13 protein-coding genes and 5 tRNA genes are annotated in these 17,476 nt (G+C 66.0%); 7 read left to right on the top strand and 11 right to left on the bottom strand.

All coding sequences use genetic code 11. The annotated features are described in order from the left end of the window. Positions 1-20 precede the first annotated feature (20 nt). From INF37_RS03080 to INF37_RS03050, 7 genes are all read left to right on the top strand, one after another. Entirely contained in the window at positions 21-695 is a 675-nt protein-coding gene (locus INF37_RS03080) for a C40 family peptidase (RefSeq protein WP_193536339.1), read from the top strand. A 207-nt stretch (positions 696-902) separates the two neighbouring features. Beyond that, on the top strand, positions 903-2,258 hold the full coding sequence (locus INF37_RS03075) for an MATE family efflux transporter (RefSeq protein WP_193536336.1): 1,356 nt from the start codon (positions 903-905) through the stop codon (positions 2,256-2,258). Positions 2,259-2,410: 152 nt separating this feature from the next. Beyond that, positions 2,411-2,484, top strand: a tRNA-Gly gene (locus tag INF37_RS03070). A gap of 3 nt (positions 2,485-2,487) precedes the next feature. After that, a tRNA-Arg gene (locus tag INF37_RS03065) sits at positions 2,488-2,564 on the top strand. Positions 2,565-2,604: 40 nt separating this feature from the next. Continuing rightward, positions 2,605-2,681 (top strand) — tRNA-His (locus tag INF37_RS03060). 66 nt (positions 2,682-2,747) lie between these two features. Continuing rightward, a tRNA-Gln gene (locus tag INF37_RS03055) sits at positions 2,748-2,822 on the top strand. Positions 2,823-2,836: 14 nt separating this feature from the next. Next, positions 2,837-2,912 (top strand) — tRNA-Lys (locus INF37_RS03050). 177 nt (positions 2,913-3,089) lie between these two features. On the opposite strand, the gene INF37_RS03045 is transcribed toward INF37_RS03050, so the two are convergent. The 11 genes from INF37_RS03045 to INF37_RS02995 all read right to left on the bottom strand — a co-directional run bounded on the left by INF37_RS03045 (position 3,090) and on the right by INF37_RS02995 (position 17,429). Continuing rightward, positions 3,090-3,557: a phage holin family protein gene (locus INF37_RS03045; RefSeq protein ID WP_193536335.1), complete on the bottom strand. Its 468-nt coding sequence runs from the start codon at positions 3,555-3,557 to the stop codon at positions 3,090-3,092. Between the two features lies 1 nt (position 3,558). Then, positions 3,559-4,416 (bottom strand): N-acetylmuramoyl-L-alanine amidase, encoded by an 858-nt coding sequence (locus INF37_RS03040; protein ID WP_193536332.1) that lies wholly within the window; start codon positions 4,414-4,416, stop codon positions 3,559-3,561. Positions 4,417-4,498: 82 nt separating this feature from the next. After that, positions 4,499-4,633, bottom strand: a complete 135-nt coding sequence (locus tag INF37_RS03035) for an XkdX family protein (RefSeq protein WP_193536330.1) — start codon at positions 4,631-4,633, stop codon at positions 4,499-4,501. Next, the gene (locus INF37_RS03030; RefSeq protein ID WP_193536328.1) at positions 4,630-4,971 is read right to left on the bottom strand and encodes a hypothetical protein; all 342 of its coding nucleotides are present in this window, start codon (positions 4,969-4,971) and stop codon (positions 4,630-4,632) included. Before INF37_RS03030 ends, INF37_RS03035 begins: the two co-directional genes overlap by 4 nt. Positions 4,972-4,981: 10 nt before the next feature. Then, positions 4,982-5,863: a hypothetical protein gene (locus tag INF37_RS03025; RefSeq protein ID WP_193536326.1), complete on the bottom strand. Its 882-nt coding sequence runs from the start codon at positions 5,861-5,863 to the stop codon at positions 4,982-4,984. Next, positions 5,860-7,257 carry a replicative DNA helicase gene (locus INF37_RS03020; protein ID WP_193536324.1) on the bottom strand — a complete coding sequence of 466 codons (1,398 nt, stop codon included), beginning with the start codon at positions 7,255-7,257 and terminating at the stop codon, positions 5,860-5,862. Before INF37_RS03020 ends, INF37_RS03025 begins: the two co-directional genes overlap by 4 nt. After that, positions 7,247-7,780, bottom strand: coding sequence for a helix-turn-helix domain-containing protein (locus INF37_RS03015; protein ID WP_193536322.1), 534 nt, complete (start codon positions 7,778-7,780; stop codon positions 7,247-7,249). Before INF37_RS03015 ends, INF37_RS03020 begins: the two co-directional genes overlap by 11 nt. Positions 7,781-8,224: 444 nt before the next feature. Continuing rightward, positions 8,225-12,649, bottom strand: coding sequence for an S-layer homology domain-containing protein (locus tag INF37_RS15635; protein WP_235964168.1), 4,425 nt, complete (start codon positions 12,647-12,649; stop codon positions 8,225-8,227). 259 nt (positions 12,650-12,908) lie between these two features. Beyond that, positions 12,909-14,246 (bottom strand): ABC transporter permease, encoded by a 1,338-nt coding sequence (locus INF37_RS03005; RefSeq protein ID WP_193536320.1) that lies wholly within the window; start codon positions 14,244-14,246, stop codon positions 12,909-12,911. After that, positions 14,243-16,705 carry a COG1361 S-layer family protein gene (locus tag INF37_RS03000; protein WP_193536318.1) on the bottom strand — a complete coding sequence of 821 codons (2,463 nt, stop codon included), beginning with the start codon at positions 16,703-16,705 and terminating at the stop codon, positions 14,243-14,245. The genes INF37_RS03005 and INF37_RS03000 overlap by 4 nt, the downstream gene beginning before the upstream one ends. Next, a complete protein-coding gene (locus INF37_RS02995) occupies positions 16,695-17,429 on the bottom strand; it encodes an ABC transporter ATP-binding protein (RefSeq protein WP_328821014.1) in 735 nt (244 codons plus the stop codon). The genes INF37_RS03000 and INF37_RS02995 overlap by 11 nt, the downstream gene beginning before the upstream one ends. Positions 17,430-17,476 lie beyond the last annotated feature (47 nt).

Below are 17,476 nucleotides of genomic sequence, written 5' to 3'. Positions count from 1 at the left end.
CCCGAAAGGAGTCTGAGAGGATGCCCCGTCCGGCTGTCCGTCCCGCCCGGCCCACCGGAGCCGCCGCCATCCCCCTGTGCTGGGGTGCGGTCCTCCTGTGCCTGTGCCTGGCCCTGCTCTTCCCCCTCCGCTCCCCCGGGCGGGAGACCCCTTCCGCCCCCGCCATGGTCCCCGAGGCCCGCGCCGCCCTGGAGGCCCTGCCCGCCTCCCTCTCCCCCCAGCGCAGGGCCCTCCTGGAGCACGCCTGCACCCTGGTGGGCCACGTGCCCTACTTCTGGGGCGGAAAGTCCGCCGCCCCCGGCTGGGACCCGGCCTGGGGGGAGCTCCGGCAGGTCACCGCCCCCGGCTGCGCCGACTCGGGCAAGCGCCTCCCCTACGGTCTGGACTGCTCCGGCCTGGTCTCCTGGGCCGCGGCCAACACCCTGGAGGACTCCGACGCCCTTGCCCTGGTGGGGGACGGGGTGCGGGCCCAGTATGCCGCCAGCACCCCCATCGACTGGTCCGACCTCCTGCCCGGGGACCTTCTCTGCTTCCCCGACCTCTCCCACATCGGGCTGGCCCTGACGCCCGCCCCCGACGGCACGGTGCCGGTGCTCCACTGCTCCCGCAGTCTGGGGGGCGTGGTCATCACCGCCGACGCCGCGGGGGCCGGGTTTGCCCTGGCCGCCCGGCCCGGCTGGCTCCCCGCCTCCTAGCCGCTCCTTTTTTGGCATGCTGAGGTTCCCTTTTGTGCAAAGGGAGCCCCCCTCTCCCTGGGTTCTGCTGCTTTTTCGTTTTTTCTAACAAATTTCGCGCTTCATAGTTGACGTTTCCTCCAAATCTCGGTAGAATAGGATTTGTAAATCCGTTCTACTCTGGCCGCAGCCTCGTGCTGCGGCTCCAATTTTGCTGGAGGTGCGTCTATGACCGAAAATAAAATGGGCGTTATGCCGGTGGGCAAGCTCATTTTTACCATGTCCCTGCCCATGATCCTGTCCATGCTGATCCAGGCCCTCTACAATGTGGTGGACAGCGTGTTCGTCTCCTGGATCAATGAGGAGTCCCTCACCGCCGTCTCCATGGCCTTCCCCATTCAGAACCTGATGATCGCCGTGGCGGTGGGCACCGGCGTGGGCGTCAACGCCCTGCTCTCCCGCAGCCTGGGCGAGAAAAACTACGACATCGCCAACCGGGCCGCCGAGAACGCGGTCTTTCTGGCCGTCATCAGCTGCCTGGTCTTCACCGTCCTGGGCACCCTGACCGCCCGGGTCTTCTTCGCCTTGCAGAGCACCGATCCCCAGATCGTGGAGTACGGCACCCTCTACCTGCGCATCTGCTCCCTGGGCTGTGTGGGCATCTTCATTGAGATCACCATGGAGCGGCTCCTGCAGGCCACCGGGCGCACCTTCTATACCATGATCACCCAGGGCGTGGGCGCGGTCATCAACATCGTGCTCGACCCCATCCTGATCTTCGGCCTTGGACCCTTCCCCCAGACGGGCATTGCCGGCGCGGCCATCGCCACCGTGACCGGACAGATCGTGGCGGGCATCCTGGCGGTCTTCTTCAACGCCGCCTGCAACCATGATATTCACCTCTCCCTGCGGGGCTTCCGCCCGGACGGCCACATCATCCTGCGGATCTACTCGGTGGGCATCCCCTCCATCGTGATGAACTCCATCGGCTCGGTGATGACCTTCGGCCTCAACCAGATCGTGGGCGCCTTTACGGCCACGGCCACGGCGGTGCTGGGCATCTACTTCAAGTTCCAGAGCTTCGTGTTCATGCCCATCTTCGGCCTGAACAACGGCATGGTCCCCATCGTGGCCTACAACTACGGCGCCCGGAAGAAGGAGCGCATGGTGCAGGCCATCCGGCTGTGCATCATCGCGGCCGTGCTCATCATGCTGGCCGGCCTCCTGGTGATCCAGTTCTTCAGCGCCCAGATCCTGATGCTCTTCAAGGCCTCCGAGAACATGCTGGCCATCGGCGTGCCCGCCCTGAAGATCATCTGCATCAGCTTCCTGTTCGCCGGGTTCAACGTGATCGTGTCCTCCACCCTTCAGGCCCTGGGCCACGGCTTCCTCAGCATGGTCATCTCCATCATCCGTCAGCTGGTGGTCCTCCTGCCGGCGGCCTACCTCCTCTCCCTGAGCGGAAACCTGACCCTGATCTGGTGGTCCTTCCCCATTGCGGAGCTGGTGGCCTTCCTGCTGTGTATCTTCTATCTGCGGCATCTCTACCAGCGGGTCATCCAGCCCCTGGAGGCCGAGAATTGATGTACTCCGTCCCTCCCCTGCCTCCGGGCGCGGGAGGGACCTTTTGTTTCCCATCCCGCTTTTTTCAAAATTTTCAAAAAAAGTAGTTGACATTTGGACAGACCCATGCTATTATAACTGAGCTGACATCGCTAAGGCGTCCGCAAGCCCATGCGGGTGTAGTTCAATGGTAGAATCCCAGCCTTCCAAGCTGGTCGCGTGGGTTCGATTCCCATCACCCGCTCCATATGCGCCTGTAGCTCAGGTGGATAGAGCAACTGCCTTCTAAGCAGTGGGTCAGGGGTTCGAGTCCCTTCAGGCGTGCCATTACCACACGGCGTGGTGGTGTCCAGCGGTTGTACATATGGTGGGTGTAGCTCAGTTGGTTAGAGCATCGGATTGTGGTTCCGAGGGTCGTGGGTTCGAGTCCCATTACCCACCCCATAACAACTCAAGGCGGAAGGGCCGGAGCGTCCGCTCCGGCCCTTCCCTTTTGGGCTTGCGTAATGTAGGGGTGTAGCCAAGTGGTAAGGCACGGGACTTTGACTCCCGCATTCGCTGGTTCGAACCCAGCCATCCCTGCCATTTTATCTGAATATGACTCGTTAGCTCAGTCGGCAGAGCAACTGCCTTTTAAGCAGTGGGTCCGGGGTTCGAATCCCCGACGGGTCACCATTAAAAAGTCCTAGAGCCGCAACGGTTCTAGGACTTTTTGTTTTCTTAACTTCTGTAAATTTAAGGTAAATAACGCTTCAAAATACCCATCTTTATCGCTTTTAAAAGATACAAAAACAGATACAAGGAATCCTATGTTTTCTTCCTGCTACTGGAGGCAATCCCTGTGGGCATTCTTCACTTTGTATCCTCTTGTGCTCCTGCCCCGTCGTCCACCTTTTCCCGCAGGGACTCAATGGCCTTCGTAAGCCAGGGTGGGATATCCGCCCCCAGCGCTCCGGCGTTCTCGATGATACTCCCCGTTTCTGTGAGGATGTACCACACGATCACCAGCGGGCAGAAAAAGATCTCATATGTAAACGGAAGGCTTATGCCAGGCATATGCTCCAGGATCATGCTGATCACCATGTCCAAGATACCAGCCACGATGACCGCCACCACCGCCCCCAGCTTGTGCCAGATGCCATCTCTGGCGGCCTGGCTGGACCACTTCCCCGCCCGCAGCGCCGCGCAGGACCCCGTGGCATAGTCGATGGCCATGCAGGCGATCCAGGCAATGACCAGCCAGCCAAACCAGCCCCACAGTGCGGTGAGGGCAGCGCAGAAGGCCGACAGCGCGACCTTGAGCGTATTCACATGCTCCATATCAATCTTTCCCCTTTCTAATATGCTCCGCCATGGCGTGGATCAAACACACCACATTGGCGTCTGCGTAGCCGCCGCCGGTCTTCCAGTAGTCCGGGCTCTTCACGATCCCGGCCCGGGCCAGCACCTCCACATCGGTGTCCAAGTCGGACACATTGGGGGCCTCCCCTTCGCAAAGCTTCAGGAACTCCTCCCAGCTGCCGGGGGTGTGCCGGATGGTATGAGGGCAGTCCTTGCCGTTCCAGTGGTGGTGCTGCACCACCCGCTCCAGGGGGATGCCGTGCTCCGCCCTCAGGAGGCGCACCAGGGCGGCGGCGTTCTGTCTGGCCTTTTCCCAGTCCCCGCCCGCGTCCACACAGAGCTCCATGCCGATGCTCTGGGCATTGCCGGGGCCCTTGGCCCCGTCCCCGGCGTGATAGGCCGTCTCGGTATCCGGCAGGTGCTGGACAATGGCGTGGTCATCCACCGTGTAGTGCCAGCTCACCAGGGCGTTGGCCGCACTGTCCCCCTTCAGGTAGGAGGCGTGGGCCGCGGCGTCCGCCCCCCGGGCGGCGTTCCCAGTCTCGTGGATGGTGAGGTAGCGGCATGGGTTTGCTCCGCCGGGGCGGTTCTTCCGGCCCTTGGGGATATAGTCGATCTGGATGGCAATGCCGTTGTCAGTGGTCCGCTGAGGGGCCTTTACCGGTTCCAGGTAGTCCAGGGAGACCCAGCCCTTGTCTGTTCTCCCCCAGCCGTTCCGTTCCTCCCGGACGGTGACCACGGCGCCCCGGGGATAGGCCCCCGTCTTTCCGTAGCCCGTGCCCGGACCGCTGCGGATGTTCACGCCCACGGCGGGCGTGACCGTGTACTGTCTGCTCATGGTGTCCTCCTTGTCTCCCTCCCGGGTCGGCCCGCCAGCCCGCGGCGGTCTCTGCTCCGGGGATTTTCCACTCGTTTGCCTCTCAAGCCTGCTCCGCTTCGCGCAGGATGGCCTCCGCCGCCTCCCGGCTCAGGCGGCCCGCCGCCACCAGCGCCTCGATGCGCCGCTCGTCCCAGAGGCGGGGATAGTATTTCCGGGCCAGCTCCTCCACATTCATAGTTCCACCCCCTGCATGATGGCCAGAAAATCCACGTCCGCCCGGAGCTGCTCCAGCGCGGTGGGCGCGGGCGGGACCAGCGCCGCCCGGTCGGCCTCGATCTCCTCCGCTGTGCGCTCCACCGGCTTGCCGCCCGCCAGCTTCCACAGGGATATGCCGTCGCCGTCCAGCGGCCGGCCCGGGAGATAGTGCCGATATGCGTGCCGAAACCGGTCTCCGGTTCCGGCGTCGATGGCCGTCCATCCGCGGGTGTCGCCCAGAAACGCGGAGCTGTTGATGTCTGTGATCCTGTCGCCGTCCAACCGGACGTACACGGTGCTCTTCTCTTCGTAAAGCATAGCCCCTCCTTTACAGTTCCGCCGAATTCGTGTAATAAGTGACCTCCCCGATCCGGACCGTTCCGGGGGTGGGGTCGATCCGCATGACCGGGCGGCAGTCGACCGCTCGCTCAGGCCGCTGGTCCGCCGAGGAATAGAGCTGGAAATACCGCTGGCAGGCGGCCAGCGCCTTCCCGTATTCCGGCCCGGCAAAGAGCTGCGGCCTGCCAGACGCATCTCTCCAGCTCAGCGTCTGGACCTCCCCCTCCTCCAGCTTTGCGGCGTACAGCCGGATCTTGCACCCCTTGCCGCACACAAACACAAATTTCAGGGCGGCGGTCAGCGTCCCGGCGGTATCCGTCAGGGCGCAGACCCCCTTTTCGTCCGGAATGGCCGCATCTTTTTTATAGGTGTCAAAGATGTTCGTGATATAGCAGTACTCCGTCCCGCTGACCCGCTCGGCCAGCGCGGACAGCGTGAGGGTCCTGCCGCTGTATTGGGCGGGCGCTTCCACGGCGCACTCCAGCGTAACCAGGGCTTCCGCCGGGGCCTCCACCTCGACGCAGTCCTCCTTTATGGCCAGCGTGCCCCCGCTCAGCTTCCAGCCGTCCATGGTGTAGCCCCCCGTATAGAGGACCGCCCCCCGCTGATTGATGGGGAGGGCTCCCTCCCCCTTCTGGCTGCCCCCGCCGGTAAAGCAGCCGTTGCACAGCAGGTTCCTGCGCACCTCCGCCCCCAGGTTGGCAAGGGCCTCCTGGGCCGTGTCCAAATTGGACAATTTCAGGTCGGCCCGCGTCGTTCGGTTCTCGTGCATGGCCGCGTCGATGGCGTCGGCGTTGTAATTCAGGTCCGCAATGTCCACGGGATCCTGTTTCTCCGGCTTTCGCAGCCCATAGTTGGTCGTATTGGTCATCCTGTCCTCTCCTCCGAACTCTTCTCATTCTCCGCCGGGGTATGCTCCTTCCTCCCCACCCCCTCCGCCGCGCAGGCCCTCTGCCAGGCCCGCCGGGGATCGTTGCTCACCGGGTGGAGCTTGCTCAGGGCCAGGCAGGCCGCCATCTCGCACGTCCCCGTCCCGCCGTGGCGGTTCTTGGCCACGATGATCTCCAGCGGGGAGGGGGCAAAGCCGCCGGGCCTGTGCCGGTCGTAGTAGTCCGCCCGGTAGAGGAAGAGCACCCCGTCGGCGTCCTGCTCGATGGCCCCGGTGTCCCGCAGGTGGGAGAGCTGGGGCACCCGGTCCCGCTGGCCCTCGGTCTGGCGGTTGAGCTGGCAGAGCACCAGGGCCGGGATGCGCAGGGTCCGGGCCAGGGTCTTGAGGGCCCCCGAGATCTCGGTCATGTACTCGATGCGGTCCTTCCGCCGCCCCTCCCGGCCGGGGGAGATCTTTCCGATGTAGTCCACCACCAGGAGCCGGAGGTCCTTCACCTGCCGGGCCAGGAGGGCGATGTCGTCCACCGTGACCGAGGGGCTGCGGTTGATGTGCAGGGGCAGGCGGCTGAGCTTGGCGCTGGCCTGGGCCAGCTTCTGATACTCCTCCTCGGTGAGCTGGTCCATCAGCAGGCGGCTGCCCGGAATGCCGGCCAGGCGGCTCAGGCGCTTGGCCGTGAGCTGCTCCTCGTCCATCTCCAGGGACACGAAGAGGACCGGCCCGCTCCGCTCGGCCACCCGGTCGGCGATGTTGAGGGCCACCGTGGTCTTGCCCATGCCCGGCCGGGCCGCCAGGATGTACATGCCCCCCGCCAGCATCCCGCCCCCCAGCAGCAGGTCGATGTCCCGGAAGCCGGTGGGCACGAAGCGGCAGGCCGTCCCGGCGTCCACCTTCCCCCGGTGGTCGAAGAAGGCCAGGAGGGACTCCTCCGGGGCCAGCAGGTCCCCGCCCACGCCCCCGGTCTGGAGCTCCTCCACCCGCCGCCCGGCCTGGGCCAGGATGGCGGCGGTCTCGTCGTGCCCGTCCACCCGCCGCTGGAGCTCCTCCCCCAGGCTCCGGATGGCCCGGCGGACCGACTGCTCCCGCACCTGCCGGGCGTAGAGCTCCACATTGGCGGCGGTGGGGGTGATCTCCATGAGCTGCATCAGGTATTCCCGGCTCACGTCGGCGTGCCGGGTCCGGGCCTCCTCCAGGATGGTCAGGGGGTCCACCGGCCGGTTGGCCCGGGCCAGGGCCACCGCCGTGCGGTAGATGGCCCGGTCGGCCTCCAGCACGAAGTCCTCCGGCCGGAGCAGCCCCTCCACCACCGGCAGGCACTGCCCGTCCAGCAGGATGGAACCCACCACCGCCTGTTCGGCCTCCAGGCCGTCAGTCATCATAGACCACTACCTCCTCCCCGTCGATCAATTCCAGGTGATACCTGCGCGCCCCCCGCGTCTTCCGCCTCCCGCTCCTGTGGAACACACCGTCCCCCTCCTGGGGGACTTTAGGGGGAATATTCTCTTTTCTTGACTTACTCTCTCCGCCATTTTTGTCGGGAGGGGTCCCGTCAATTTTGTCAGGAGGGGTCCCGTCATTTCTGTCGGGAGGGGGTACCCGCTCCTCCCCCGCCCGGCCGGGGAAGATCCGCCGCTCCAACACCTGCCGGTCCGGCCCCCGGCGCACCTCCAGGCGCAGGTATCCCTCCCGGGTCAGCTCGGCCAGCAGCCGGGTGACGGTCCGGTCGCTCATCCCCAGGCGGGCGCAGAAATAGCCGTTGTGGGCGTGGCAGTACCCCGTCCGGCAGGCGAGGGCCTCGATCTCCCCGTACAGCAGCTTGGCCTTGGCGGACAGCCGCCGGTCATACCGGAGGGCGGCCGGGATCCGGACCCAGTCCGATGCACTCTGTCTCCTCTGTTCCATGGCATATCCTCGTACTAATGTTCTATAATCTCCTTAGAGGATATCATACACCCGTTCTAGTATCTTGTCAAGATATTTTTGAAAGACTGGTTTCCGTAAAAAAAGACCGGCGCTCCTATCCGGAGCGCCGGTCGGCAGTCTGGCGATGCGGTGCATTTCTGCGCTTTGTGCTGCAAGGGCCTCGCAGAGTTCCGTCGTCCGCAGACGACGGAAGGGGGTCAAATCGTGTTTTCCGGCGGCGTGTACGTCGGAAAACACTCTGCTCAGCCCACAAGCGTGCGCGCTTTGCGCGTGCGACGCAGGGGGCTGCATCCCCTCGAAAAAATGCCTGCATTTTTGAGAAGCGTGTCGAAAGATTTCGACACGCTGAGGCCGGCGGGCGCTCCAATTCGGAGCGCCCGTCGGCCTGCAAAGGGTAGAAAGGTGGAGAGAGGAACGTGCGGTTTATTTCGCCGTGTTCTCCGCGAAGTTCATGAGGATCTGGGCCACCTCCGCCCGGGTGGCGGTGCCGGTGGGATCCAGGATGGTGGCGGTCTTGCCGTTCAGGAGACCGTCGCCCACCGCCCAGGACATGGCGTGCTCGGCCCAGCCGGAGATCTTGTCCCGGTCGGCAAAGGCGCTCAGGTCGGCGGTGGCGGTGACGTCGTAGTCCTTGTACTGGGCGTAGCGGTAGAGGATGGCGGCCATCTGCTCCCGGGTGACCGGGTCCTCGGGGCCGAACTTGCCGCTGCCGTAGCCGTCCACGATGCCGGCGGAGGCCGCCCAGTTGACCGCCTTGGCATACCAGGCGTCGGCGGGGACATCCACGAAGGAGGTGCCGGCCGCGGCGGGCTTCTCCTCCAGGTTGTAGAGGACCTGGGCGATCATGCCGCGGGTGAGGTTGGCGGCGGGGGCAAACTGGGTGTCGCTGGTGCCCGTCATCATGTGGTGCTCATAGGTGTAGCACACGGCCTCATAGTACCAGTCGCCCTCCTTCACGTCGGTGAAGGGCAGGGTCACCGCGCCCTCCTCCACAAAGGTGGCCTCCACGGTGACGGAGGTGTCGGGCATGGTGAAGGTGTACTTGTTCTCGCTCTTCTCGGTGAGCTTGCGCTCCTCCCCGTCCCGGTCGGTGACGGTGAGGGTGTCCAGCACATAGCCCTCGTCGGGCTGGACGGTCAGGGTCACCGTGGCGCCCTGGGAGGCCCAGGTGCTGCTGCTGGTCACCTTGCCGTGGTCACTCTCCTCCACTTTGATGGCGTAGGTGCTGGAGGAGCCGCCCGAGCTGGGATTGCGGACCTCGATGGTCTTCTCCCCGGCGCCGATGACCTTGCCGGAGTCCAGATCCACCAGCTGGAAGGTGGCCTTGTAGGTGCCCTTCTGGTCAAAGACCAGCTTCAGGTCGGTCTTGGCGCTGTAATTGGCGCTCACCGGGAAGCCGCCGTCGGGGCCCCACTGGCCCACCTCGGCCAGGTTGTACTCCTTGCCGGTCTCGTCGGTGGCCAGGATCTGGGGCTTGGCCCCCTCGGGGGCCTCCACCGCGATCTGGATGAGGGCGTGGGCATAGGCGGGGGCGTTGGGGTCGCCCTTCAGGGTGGCGCTGCCCTGGCCGCTCTGGTTGGGCCGCAGGGTGTCGGGGGCCTCGATGTCGAAGGTGTAGGCGTGGCCCACCGTGATCTGGAAGGACCCGCCGCCCAGCACCGCGCGGTCCTGGTCCAGGTCCACCAGCTGGAAGGTGGCCTTGTAGGTGCCCGGCTGATCAAAGACCAGCTTCAGGGGGGTGTCGGCCCGGTAGCCGGCCTCCACATGGAAGCCGCCGTCGGGGCCCCACTGGCCCACCTCGGCCAGGTTGTGCTCCTGACCGGTGGTGTCGGTGGCCAGGATCTGGGGCTTGGCCCCCTCGGGACCCTCCACCGTGATCTGGATGAGGGCGTGGTCATAGGCAGACGCGCTCTCCAGGCCCACCAGGGCGGCGGAGGCGGAGGCGTTCTGGCCCACCACCATGGTCTTGGGGGCGGTGATGGAGAAGTAGTAGTCGGACTCGGTGATGACGAAGTCCTTCTCCGCCGTGCCGGTGAAGTTGCCCTGACCGGTGACGGTCACGGTGCCCACGCCCACGGCGGTGTTGTTGGTGTAGCTTACGGTGTAATCGCCCTGGCCCAGGGTGAGGCCGTCCACGGTCACGGAGGTGACCTCAGGCTCCACGGGGCTGCCGGTGTAGACGAAGCCGTCCTGGGGCAGGGTCACGGCGGCGCCCGCGATGTCCTTGGGATCGATCACAAAGTCCACGGTGATGGTGCCGGTGTAGTTGCCCATACCGGTGATCTCCACGGGGTAGGTGCCCGCGGCGGTGCGCTCGGTGAGGGCGGCGGTGTAGTCCCGATCCTGCACCAGGGTGCTGCCGCCGTCCTCCACGAGGAGGGCGGGGGTGTGGCCCTGGCCGTCATAGGTCACCCGGGAGACCGACGCCATCTCGGCGCTCAGGGCCTTGGGGGTGATGGTCAGGGCGGCGGTGGCGGTACCCAGGTAGTCGTCATTCTCGGCGGTGATGGTGACGGTGTAGGTACCCACGTCGGTGGGAGGCGTCATGCTGTCATAGCCCTGGCCCTGATACTGGTAGGTGAAGGTGAACGCCCCGCCGGTATACTCACCGGTGACGCTGGCCGGGCCCACGCCCTGGCTCTCACCGCTGTAGGGGACGCTCACGTCGCCGCACAGGATGGCCCCCTCGGGGAGCACGTCCTTGTTGGCCGAGCGGATGGTCACCACGGCGTTGATCTCCTCGTAGGTGTCGGAGGCGATCTTCAGGTCGATGGAGGCCGTCTTGTCCACCTCATAGACCGGGTTGTAGGTCACGGTCATGGTGGAGCCGGAGATCGTGGGCTCCCCGCTCAGGATGCCGTCGGTGTCGGTCATGCCCACATAGGTATAGCTGGGGTTGAGGGCGTCGGGCACCAGGCGGTTCAGGTTCACGTCCACCGAGCCGCCGGTCTCGCCCACCCGGATGTTCTGGGTCAGCTGGGCGGTGCCGGAGTAGATGCCCTTGCCCACGCTGGCGGTGGGGTCGGAGGTCACGGTGCCGGTGCAGTTGGAGGCCTGCACCGCCACGCGGATGGTGTGGCCCACGTCCTGAGCGGTGAGCTGGTAGGAGGCGCCCACCGCGCCGGAGATGGCAGAGCCGGAGCGCATCCACTGGTAGGAGAGGGCGCCCATCTCGGCCTCATCCGGGGTCACCGTGAGGCCGGTGGTCACGGCGGTGAGGGTGTCGCCCATCCGGGGCGCGGGGTTGTCGATGGTGACGGTGCCGCCCAGCTCGCCCCGCACGGCGCCGCCGGTGTAGCCCAGAGTCTCGTTCTGGAAGAAGAGCTGGGGATAGGGGCAATCGCTCACGGACTGCCAATCATCGCTGGTCCAGCCCTCGGCGGCGTAGGTGCTCCACTGGCTGGCCTGGGCGCGGGTGATCTTGCCGCCCTTGGCGTTGTCCTCGGCGTTGCCGCTGATGTCGTCCACGGCCAGGGCAGTGTTCTTGGTGACGGTGTCCTTGGTGCCCTCCTGCCAGATGTTGCCGAAGCCGTTGTCCACCCACTTGCCGGGCTCGGCGTCGGTGGTGTAGACCAGGGCGGCCTTGCTCACGTCGGCGCGGCCGTAGACCGCCACCGAGTCGGACAGGACGAAGCTGTCGGTGAAGTAGGCGCCGCTGCGCAGGTTGTAGTCCTCCCGAATGGCGTTGATGAGGCCGGCCAGACCGCCCGCCCGGGCGGCGCCGTAGTTGCCCTCGGCGCTGACCTCACCGGCGTTGTAGCTCTGCTCCACGCCGGTCTGGTAGTTGCCCTGGCCCACCAGGCCGCCGGCGACCACGTCGCAGTCGTTGGTGGAGTCGGTATTCTCGGCCGTCACGTCGCCGTAGTTGTAGGAGCCGTGGATGAGCACGGCATTGCCGTTGTCACCCACCAGGCCGCCGGCCAGGAAGGAGGAGCGGTACATGCCGCCCATCCCCTGTCCGCCGGTGGCGAAGATGTTGCCGGCGTTGTAGCAGACATGGATGGAGCTGCTGGAATAGTTGCTGCCCACCAGGCCGCCGGCCGTGGTGTAGGCGGTGGAGGCATAGGCGGTCACGGCGCCGGTGTTGAAGCAGTACTGCATCCCCAGGCGGCCGTACTCGTCCTTGGAGTGGGCATAGCCCACCAGGCCGCCGGCGTCCACGGCGCAGCTGTATCCGCTGCCCGTCACCTTGGCCCGGTTGTAGGAGGCCGACACCATCACGCTGCTGCCGTAGGTGCTGCTGTAACGGTTGGTCTCGGCCCGGCCCACCAGGCCGCCCACGTAGCCGGCCGACTCGCCGGAGGAATTGAAGGAGACCGTGCCGGTCACATAGCAGTTCATGAGGACCGTGGCCCCTCCGGCGGTGCTGGTGGCATAGCCCACCAGGCCGCCCACGTTGGAGGCGGTGGTGCTGCCCTGGGAGTCGCTGTTCACCTTGATGTTCACGTTCTCCAGGCCCAGGTCAAAGATCTGGGCATTTCTGGCCGCGCCGAACAGACCGAAGTCGTTCCGTCCGTTCCGCCCGGTGATGGTCAGATTGCGGATCACATACCCGCAGCCGTCCAGCGTGCCGGTAAAGGGCTTGCTCTGGCTGCCGAGGGGGACCCACTCCTCCCCGGAGAGATCGATGTCCCCGGTCAGGTAGTAGGCGCCGCTCAGATCGCTGCTGATGTTCTTCAGGTCCTCCGCTGTGGACACGGCGGTCCAGCCGCTGTGGTCCATCTTCTGGAAGTCCGTGATAAAGTTGTCCCGGTTGGCCGTATTGGCCGCCAGCGCCGAGACCGGCAGAAGCATCAGCACCATGCAGCACGCCACCAGCGAGGACAGCAGGCGCTTGATTCTGGTCATGATCTTGTATCACTCCTTCTTCTGATTTTGGGTATCCGCGCAATGAAAAACAGGGTCAAATACCACTCCTCTCCTGTGTTTCCCGAACGAAAGTCAAATTAAGGAAACCTTTCTGGGATAACTCTATCCCATTTTGTCACAAGATACAATATCCTGGCTGCATAGTGTTTTGCGCTTTGTCATTTCGGTCAACCCCCCTGCTCCGCGCCAAAACGGGGCCCCCCGCCCTGTGTGCGGAGAGCCCCGTGAGAGGGAGATCCTATTCGCTTTTGATGGCCTCCAGCGCCGGGATCTGCACCGCCTTGTTGGCGGGATAGTACCCGGAGGCCAGGCCGATGAGCACCGAGAAGAAGATGCCGAACACCGGCAGCCACAGGGGGATCACCGACAGCCGCCGCACCCCCTCGCCCCCCAGCAGGGCGGGGAGCAGGTTCTCCACCGACGGCCCCAGGGAGACCAGGTTCACGATCAGGGAGATGATCCCGCTGCTCACGCAGCCCACCACCCCGCCGATCAGGCCGATGGCCCCCGCCTCGGCCAGGAACATCACCCGGATGTCGGTGACATAGCAGCCCAGGGACTTCATGATGCCGATCTCCCGGGTGCGCTCGGAGATAGACATGATCATGGTGTTGGTGATGCCCAGGGCGGCCACGAAGAGGGAGATGGCCCCCAGGCCGCCCAGCATCATCTGCTTCTGCCGGGCCTCCTGCTCCATGGGCTTGCGGATGCTCTCCATGGACTCGGTGTTGTAGCCCATGGCCTTGATCTCCTGCTCCACCGGCTCCACCTGGTCGATGCCCGTGACCTTCACCAGCACCGAGGTGTAGGGGAGGGCCTTCTTCTTCCCCCGCTGGATCTTGTCCCAGATGCCCCGCAGGTCGGACAGGCTCATCATCAGCCCGTCGGAGGTCTCGCTCCCCTTGGCGTAGTCCTCCTTGGTCACCCCGGCCACCGTGATGGGGAAGGTGTACCTGCCCCCGTCGTGCTCGATCTCCAGGGTCATCTTCCCCTTCATGGGGTCCAGGTAGGGGGGCGGAAACTCCGTGAGCTGTCCGTTCTCGTCCAGCTCCCCGCCCCAGCGGTCCACCATGTTCCGCCCCTCGGGGCGCAGGGTGTCCTTGAAGTTATAGGCCAGGTACTCCCCCGCCATGACCTCCCCGCTCCGGTGGGCGGCCTCCCCCTGGGTGAGGCGGAAGCCCAAAGGCTCCAGGGTGTCCATGTCCACCCCGGCCACGGTGGTCCACTCGGCGATGTACCGGTTGCCCGTGCCCGCCAGAAGGCGGATGCGGTCGGCCTCCAGGCTCTGCTTGGGGGTGACGGCCTCCACGCCCCCCAGACTGCGCAGGCGCTTGACCAGGGCCTCGTCCAGCTTGGTCTTGCCCTTGCCCCCCTGGGGGGCGTTGACCGTGATGATGGTCAGGTCCCCCATCTGGGCCAGCAGGCTCTCCTGGGCCTCCTTCATGCCGATGCCCAGGGAGACCATGATGACGATGGAGCAGCAGCCGATGAACACCCCCAGCACCGTCAGAAGGGTGCGGGATTTCCGCCGCAGCAGGTTTTGCAGGCACATGCGCATCAGGTCCTTGCGTCTCAAGGCTCACTCTCCTCCTCCCAGGAGGTCCAGTCCCCGCCCTCCTCGGTCTGGGGCTTGGCGCGGCCCTTCTTCCACCGGAGGAGGGCCAGGAGGAGCACCAGTCCGCCGCCGCTGCCGCCCAGGACCAGGGGCCAGGGGAAGGGCTGTCCCTCCTCCTCCCCCGCTCCGGGGGCCGGGTCCTCGGCGGGGACGAACTCCTCCACCTGGAGCTCCACGGGGAATTCCCGGGTCTGGAGCTGCTGGTCGGCGTTCTCATAGGTGACCCGGAGGACCAGGGAGAGGGGCCCGGCCTTCTCGGGGGTGACGGCGAAGCCGATGGCCCCGCTGCTCCCGGCGCTGAGGTTGCCCAGGTACTGGGTCCGGGCGGGGGTGGTCACCCCCTCGCCCACCACGGTGGCCTCCACGTTGGCGATGTCGTCCTTGCCCTTGTTCACATAGGCCAGGGTGAGCTCCAGCTCCTCCCCCTCGGTGGCGGTCTCGGGCAGGGTGGGGGCGTTGATCTGGAGGCGGTCGGGCTGGTAGAGGGGGATGGAGACCTTGATGTCCGAGGTGGCCTGGGCGCGCTTGGCCCCGTCCACATACTCGTACTTGAAGCCGATGGAGACGCTCTGGGCGCCGCTCTTGCCGGTGGGGACGGCCCGCATGGGGACCTCCCGGGTCTGGCTCTCCCCGGCGCCCAGGGCGGGGTAGTAGAAGGTGTTGGTGCTGCCGTTCATGGCGAAGCTCTCCCCGCCCTCTACGGTGATCACCAGGTTTTCGATCCCCAGCCGCCCGGTGTTCTCAAAGGTGAAGGAGAGGGGGAAGGAGCTCCCCGAGGCCACCGACCCCTCCCCGTAGGAGAAGGAGCGGATGACCACGTTGGGCTGGGGGCTGTCCCCCTTCCCGGTGGGGACGGCGGTGAGGTTGATGCGGTCGGAGGCGGTGGCCTGGGCCATGGTCTCCCCGTTGTGGTAGCTGTATTTCAGCTCGGTGCTCAGGGACTGGTTGGCCGAGCTGATCTCGGCCGCCCCCTGGATGCGCAGGGTGAGGGAGGCGCTCTTCCCCGGCTCCAGGTCGGGCAGGAGGAAGGAGGAGGCGTCGTTCAAAAGCAGGATGGCGTCCGAGGGGGTCACCGTCACCATGGGGGAGACCACCTTGGTGGTCCCCGCGTTGCGGAAGGAGAGCTCCACGCTGCGGCTCTCCCCGGCGGCCAGGGGCTTGGGGGCGGCCGAGCGGGTGAGGATCACCAGGGGCTGGGCCACGCTCTCCCGGGGCACGGCGGGGATGCCCACCTTGTCGGAGGCGGTGGCCTGGGTGAGCATGCCGCCGTTGTCGTAGCCGAACTTGAGCTCGGTGCTCAGGGACTGGTTGGCCGAGTTCATGTCCCGGGCGGCCTGGAAGCGGACGGTGATGCTCCCGGTCTTGCCCGGCGCGATGTCCCCCAGGAGGAAGGTGGTGGTGTCGTTGAGGAGCATCAGGGACTCGCTGGCCGTGACCGATGCCACCGCCCCCACCAGCTTGGTGGTGCCGCTGTTCTGGAAGGAGATGGTCACCTCCCTCGTCTCCCCGGGGGCCACGGGCTTTTCCAGGGGGGAGCGGGTGACCAGCACCGGGGGCTGGGGCACGCTCTCCCGGCCCAGGGCGGGAATGCTGATCTTGTCGGTGATGCTCCCCTGGACCAGGGAGATGTTGTTGTGGTAGTTGAAGCGCAGCTCCACCCCCAGGGACTGGGCGGGGCTCTGGATGACGCTGGCCGCCTTGATCCGGAGCTTGACGGTGGCGCTCTTCTTCCCGGCGATCTCGTCCAGGGGGAAGGAGTTGCTCCCCCCCAGGATCTCCAGGCCCTCGGTGGGGGTGAAGACGGCCACGGGGGATTTCAGCCGGGCGTTGCTCAGGTTGCGGAAGGTGATGGTGAGCTCCGCCTCCTGCCCGGCCTGGATGGGCTGCTTCAGCTCATTGCGGGAGACCGTCACCAGGGGGACGGGGGCGGCGTCCGGGGTGGAGGGGATGTCGGGGACCCGCTCGGGGGCCTCGTAGACCACGGCCTCGGTGACGGTCACCTCCATGGTCTGGTAGGAGTCGGCCTGTCCGGCGGTGCCCACCTGGAGGCGCAGGCTCTGCCCCACGCCCTTGTAGGTGACGCCGCTCAGGAGGATCTCGTAGCGCAGGGGGGCTCCGTCCTCGGAGACCCGGCGGACATTGACGCTCCCGCCGGTGAAGCTGTCCTCCAGCTTGGTGATGTCCAGGGCGGCGGGGTCGCCGGCGCCGGTGCCGTCCCCGGTGTCCTTGACGGTGACGGCGATGTTGACGGTGTCGCCCTTGGTGACCCGGGCGGCGGTGCGCCCGGCGGAGTCCTGGACGGTGTAGCCTGTCACATAGAGGGTGCCCCCCTCGGCGGCGGCCGCGGCGGGCAGCACGCCCAGCAGCAGCGCCAGGAGGAGCAGGAGGGCCCCGCCCCGGCGGAATGGATTACGCTTCATATTGACTCTTCTCCTTCTGGTTGACTTGGTTGCCCACGATCTCCCCGTCGATGAGGGTGACGATGCGGTCGGCGTAGGCGGCCATCTCCGGGTCGTGGGTGACCAGGATGATGGTCTGGTGGTAGCGGCGGGCAAAGGCGCAGATCATCTCCATGATCTCGGCGGTGGTCTTGGAGTCCAGGTTTCCGGTGGGCTCGTCGGCAAAGACCACGTCGGGCCGGGCGATGAAGGCCCGGGCGATGCCCGCCCGCTGCTGCTGGCCGCCCGACATCTGCCCCGGGAAGTGGTCCAGCCGGTGGGAGAGCCCCACCCGGCACAGCAGCTTCCGGGCCGCCGCCTCCCGCTCGGCCCGGGGGACTCCCCGGAACATGAGCGGCATGGCCACGTTCTCGGTGGCGGTCAGGTTGGGCAGCAGGTTGTAGGACTGGAACACGAAGCCCAGGTGCTGCTGCCGGAAGGAGGCCAGCTGCCGCTCGCTCAGGCGGGAGATGGGCACGCCGCCGATGCGCACCTCTCCCCGGGTGGGCTTCTCCATTCCGGCCAGCTGGTTGAGCAGAGTGCTCTTCCCCGAGCCGGAGGTGCCGAAGATGCAGCAGATCTCCCCCCGCATGACGTGCAGGTTGATGCGTTTCAGGGCCACTACCGTCTCATCGCCGATGGGATACTCCTTGCGGAGGTCCTTCACCTCGATGACGGGGCGGCCGCGCAGGTCAGGTCCGTTCACAGGACGCTCCCCCCTTTCCGAGAGGTATTTTACCGTCCCCGTCTTTA

This window comes from Pseudoflavonifractor gallinarum (assembly GCF_014982855.1).
In the GTDB taxonomy this organism is placed as follows: Bacteria; Bacillota; Clostridia; order Oscillospirales; family Oscillospiraceae; genus Pseudoflavonifractor_A; species Pseudoflavonifractor_A gallinarum.
This window is presented reverse-complemented; position numbering and strand designations above follow the sequence as displayed.

Coding starts and splice junctions, on each gene's coding strand:
- INF37_RS03075 (WP_193536336.1), top strand. CDS start 903: ATGACCGAAAATAAAATGGGCGTTATGCCGGTGGGCAAGCTCATTTTT.
- INF37_RS03000 (WP_193536318.1), bottom strand. CDS start 16,705: ATGAAGCGTAATCCATTCCGCCGGGGCGGGGCCCTCCTGCTCCTCCTG.
- INF37_RS15635 (WP_235964168.1), bottom strand. CDS start 12,649: ATGACCAGAATCAAGCGCCTGCTGTCCTCGCTGGTGGCGTGCTGCATG.
- INF37_RS03080 (WP_193536339.1), top strand. CDS start 21: ATGCCCCGTCCGGCTGTCCGTCCCGCCCGGCCCACCGGAGCCGCCGCC.
- INF37_RS03025 (WP_193536326.1), bottom strand. CDS start 5,863: ATGACCAATACGACCAACTATGGGCTGCGAAAGCCGGAGAAACAGGAT.
- INF37_RS03040 (WP_193536332.1), bottom strand. CDS start 4,416: ATGAGCAGACAGTACACGGTCACGCCCGCCGTGGGCGTGAACATCCGC.
- INF37_RS03015 (WP_193536322.1), bottom strand. CDS start 7,780: ATGGAACAGAGGAGACAGAGTGCATCGGACTGGGTCCGGATCCCGGCC.
- INF37_RS03035 (WP_193536330.1), bottom strand. CDS start 4,633: ATGAATGTGGAGGAGCTGGCCCGGAAATACTATCCCCGCCTCTGGGAC.
- INF37_RS03045 (WP_193536335.1), bottom strand. CDS start 3,557: ATGGAGCATGTGAATACGCTCAAGGTCGCGCTGTCGGCCTTCTGCGCT.
- INF37_RS03020 (WP_193536324.1), bottom strand. CDS start 7,257: ATGATGACTGACGGCCTGGAGGCCGAACAGGCGGTGGTGGGTTCCATC.
- INF37_RS03030 (WP_193536328.1), bottom strand. CDS start 4,971: ATGCTTTACGAAGAGAAGAGCACCGTGTACGTCCGGTTGGACGGCGAC.